2 protein-coding genes and 1 pseudogene are annotated in these 4,534 nt (G+C 42.3%); all 3 read left to right on the plus strand.

Translation table 11 applies throughout. The features are described from left to right. Positions 1-18: 18 nt before the first annotated feature. Positions 19-1,914 (plus strand): annotated as a pseudogene (locus BN1127_RS21225) (efflux RND transporter permease subunit); the annotation flags it as partial. An 86-nt stretch (positions 1,915-2,000) separates the two neighbouring features. Then, on the plus strand, positions 2,001-3,302 hold the full coding sequence (tolC, locus tag BN1127_RS06875; RefSeq protein WP_042648954.1) for an outer membrane channel protein TolC: 1,302 nt from the start codon (positions 2,001-2,003) through the stop codon (positions 3,300-3,302). Between the two features lie 684 nt (positions 3,303-3,986). Then, positions 3,987-4,394, plus strand: coding sequence for an H-NS family histone-like protein (locus BN1127_RS06880; RefSeq protein WP_042648953.1), 408 nt, complete (start codon positions 3,987-3,989; stop codon positions 4,392-4,394). Positions 4,395-4,534: the final 140 nt, after the last annotated feature.

A 4,534-nucleotide genomic window follows, 5' to 3' on the forward strand; every position in this document is an offset into this window, starting at 1 on the left:
AATCATGGGTAATCAGGTAAGCATATGGAACAGACACCCCTAACTAATGAAAACAGATGGAAGGTAATTGGAGAGGCCAGTGCAGAAGTCGGCCCTGCTATATTTTTCTCTCTATTAATTATTACCATGAGCTTTTTACCAGTATTTGCTCTTGAAGCACAAGAAGGGCGGATGTTTGCTCCGCTCGCATATACTAAGACTTATGCTATGGCCGCAGCTGCTGCACTTGCAATAACGTTAGTCCCTGTTGTAATGGGGTACTTTATTCGTGGTAAGGTACTTGCTGAACAAGCGAACCCAATTAATAGATGGCTAAGTCAGGGTTATATACCTTTGCTGAAATGCGTCTTAGCATGGCCGAAGGTGACTCTTACTTTAGCATTTATCGTGACCGTTGTTGGTTTCTTGCCTTTAAAATATTTAGGGTCTGAGTTTATTCCTCCACTTGATGAGGGGGATCTGATGTATATGCCGACAACGGCAACAAATATCTCGGTAGGGAAAACGCGAGAGATATTACAACAAACAGATAAGCTGATTAGAACTGTCCCTGAGGTAAAGAATGTATTCGGTAAGGCTGGCCGTGCGGATAGTGCAACAGATCCAGCTGATCTTGTTATGATGGAAACCACTATTCAGCTGAAGCCTCAATCAGAGTGGCGTCCTGGGATGACACCAGAGAAATTACGGGAAGAGCTAGACTCATTAATTCAATTTCCTGGTTTGACAAATGCGTGGGTCCCCCCAATCAAGACTCGAACAGATATGCTCGCAACAGGAATTAAAACACCTGTTGGGATCAAGATTGCTGGTCCAGATCTTAAAGTGATACAAAAAATAGGACAGCAACTTGAGAAAATTGTTGGCAGTGTAGAGGGGGCATCATCCGTGTATGCTGAGCGTGTCGCCGGTGGTCGTTATGTCAAAGTTGATATCGATAGACTGAAGGCTGCCCGATATGGACTCAATATTGCGGATGTTCAAGCAGTACTAGCAACGGCTGTGGGCGGCATGGATGTTGGACAGACGATAGAGGGGCGAGAGCGATATCCAATCAATATACGCTATCCACAAAGCTATCGCGACTCAGTCGCTAGTCTAGAGTTGCTTCCTTTGATCACTCCCAAAGGTGAACGAATTGCTCTAGCTGATGTTGCTCGAATTTATATTAGCGATGAAGCCCCAATGTTGCGAAGTGAAAATGCTAGGTTAAATGGTTGGGTATATGTTGATATTAGTAATAGAGATATTGGATCATTTGTCGCGGATGCAAAAAAAATGGTCGGAGAACAATTAGTTCTTCCTGCTGGGTACTCTATTACTTGGTCTGGTCAATACGAATATATGGAACGAGCTAAAGCTCGCCTTACCTATGTAGTCCCATTAACCGTTGCCATCATAGTTCTATTGCTTTACTTGGCGTTTCGGCGTGTTCAAGAAGTGCTTCTTATTCTTACGACCTTGCCTCTTGCTGTAGTTGGTGGCATTTGGTACGTGTGGCTAGCTGGATTTAATATGTCAGTGGCCGTTGGAGTTGGATTCATAGCACTTGCAGGTGTCGCTGTAGAAACAGGTGTATTGATGTTGATCTATCTCAACCATGCTTGGGATGATCTCGTTAAGAACGATAAACTTGATAATGCAGGATTACATGGTGCCGTTATCCATGGAGCTGCAATGCGACTACGTCCTAAAATGATGACAGTGGTAACGATAATTGCTGGCCTATTACCTATCATGTGGAGTCATGGGACTGGCTCTGAGGTTATGCAACGAATAGCCGCGCCAATGATTGGTGGGATGGTAAGCGCACTCGTTTTAACTCTCTTAGTTCTACCTGCGGCATTTTACTTATGGCGTAGACGTACTCTGAAGAGCATCACTAATACTACAGGTGTTGATATGCCTGAATAACGGTTGGTGCACAGGCGGATGCATTATATGAATATGCATCCGCTACTTTCGTTTTCTTTATTTACAATCTGTTGGTATCTATCATGATGAACAAAATGTTTTTACCTATACTCGCTCTTCTTAGTAGTTACACGCATGCGGAGGGCTTGCTAGATATTTATAACTTGGCGAAGCAAAAGGATCCGCAACTTCTTGAGTCAAAGGCAATGCGTGACCAATCATTCGAAAAAATCAATGAAGAGCAAGCATCATTTCTACCAAAGATAAATCTTGGTCTTAGTGCTAACTATGTTGACGATAATCTGGATATGCAAACTGGGAGCGCAACGAATAGTGCAATCAATCTAGAGCAATCTCTCTACAACAGTGCTAATTGGATTAATCTTGATTTAGCTGCGAAGAATGCGACACTATCAGATGTTTCTTATGTTCTTGAGCATCAAAACTTAGTGCTTCGTACAATACAGACATATTTTAATGTTCTCCAGGCTGAAGATTCGCTGATTTATTCTCAGGCAACGAAAAAGGCAATTCAGAGGCAGCTTGCTCAAACCCAGCAGCGTTTTGAGGTAGGCTTGGCCGCGATTACTGATGTACATGAGGCAGAGGCCGCCTTCGATCAGTCTTTTGCCGATGAGATCTATGCAGAGAACACGCTTGAAAATAGCTATGAGGCTCTACGTGAGTTAACTGGTCTTGAGCATAAAAAGCTTAATAAGCTTGATACAAAGCGTTTCAGTCCTCAAAAAACTTTATGGAAAATTGATAAGTGGACTGATGCAGCAATTGAAAAAAATTTGGCATTACATCAGGCTCGGATTAAAAAAGAACTTGCGAAGATGCAGATTGATTTATCTAAGTCAGGACATAAGCCATTAGTTGATCTTACTATGGGGTTATCTTCAACTTATAATAACTACAAAGATAATACAGTTAATACGGACGGTTATTCCAATCAAGGCGACATTGGTATTAAATTTTCATTGCCACTATATACAGGTGGTGCAACAGTATCACAAGTCAAACAATCTTCTTTTGACTATGTTGCTGCCAGTGAGCAGCTGGAGAAAAGTTATCGCTCGGTCATGAGTGCAGTTAAGTCTTCATATAACAATGTTAATGCAAGTATTGGCTCTGTTCGTGCATATCAACAAGCTGTAGTTTCTGCTGAAAGTGCTTTAAAAGCGACCGAGGCAGGATATGAGGTTGGAAATAGGACGATCATTGATGTATTGGATGCTAATAGAAAATTGTATGATGCAAAGACAAAGTTAGCTATTTCTAGATATAGTTACATAGTCAACGTTGCTACATTGAAATTAAATTCAGGGTCTTTAGATAAAAAAGAGATAATTGATATTGATAATGGTTTGGTTAATTTAAGGTAGTTGTGTGTAATCTATTTTTCAATGGGCATCAGTTTTGCACTGATGCCTTTTATTTAGCCTGGATATTCTTTTATCTTTTCTATTTGTTTTTCGGAAGGTTTTTAGCACTTGTTACTATTAGTGTATGGCTATAAATTCATTCAGAAAAATATAGCGACCTACAGGGTTGTAGTTTTTAGTGTGGATTTGAATTTTTTAAAGACCATCATTTAAATAACCCGGAATATACGTGCAAATTGCTCCAGTTGTTCTTTCATCAGCCTTATTTCACAAATCGATGCTTCTTGAGTGGAACGAACTGAGAAGTCGGTAATCTGATCACCACCATCCCCTTCCAGCCAGCATCATGGGCAAGTTACTTCATCCCATCACCGAAATTCGCTTCAATATAGCAGGTCTCTGATTAATCGTGTCTCACTCATCTTCTGGATTGATGTCGATGCCATAAGTAACTGGTTCCATGAGGTGATCTCAATGCTCACTACCACCTAGATTAAGTTTTTGGCTACACAGTTTCATAGAAGATTGGCACCATGGCCCTAGGTAGATCCAGACGCGATTTAGCTCACGTCCTTTTGAATAATGCTATTTTTCGAATCATCTTGGTGCCAAAAACAGTGGAGCTGATGCTGGTATTGAGAGATAATTTTCCTGATATAAAAATGTGATACATGAGGCTAAAAAATGAATGACTTTTTGAAAACACTGATGAATATTCGTAGCCTGCGAGCTGCACTGCGTGAGCTGTCATTTGAGCAGCTGGTCGAAATCAGAGAAAAATTTGAAGAGATTTTTGCTGAGCGTGAGCAGCAAGAGACCAAATTGAGAGAAGAATCTGCCGAGCGCCTGCAAAAGCTGGCCGAGTTCACCGAGATGCTGAAACAAGCGGGCATAGATCCGAGTGAGCTTGTTGGTACTGCGGCTCCGGCGAAAGTTGACGGTTCAGCCCAGGCCAAACGTGCTCCTCGTCCTGCAAAATACAAATACATCGAAGACGGTCAGGAGAAGACCTGGACTGGCCAGGGCCGCATGCCCAAGGCCATCGCAGAAGCAGTTGCGGCTGGAAAAGCACTGGATGACTTCTTGATCTAATGCGCAGAGCCCATGCCTGCTCGGCGTGGGCCTTTAATTCTATCTGTAGTAGGAGCACCGTATGGGGAGGACATTGGAGGATATGATTTCATCCGAATCACCCGAGGTTGTCCAGAGAGCCAAGGCGCTGGCCGAAGAGC

Source organism: Aeromonas media (genome assembly GCF_000819985.1).
In the GTDB taxonomy this organism is placed as follows: domain Bacteria; phylum Pseudomonadota; class Gammaproteobacteria; order Enterobacterales; family Aeromonadaceae; genus Aeromonas; species Aeromonas media.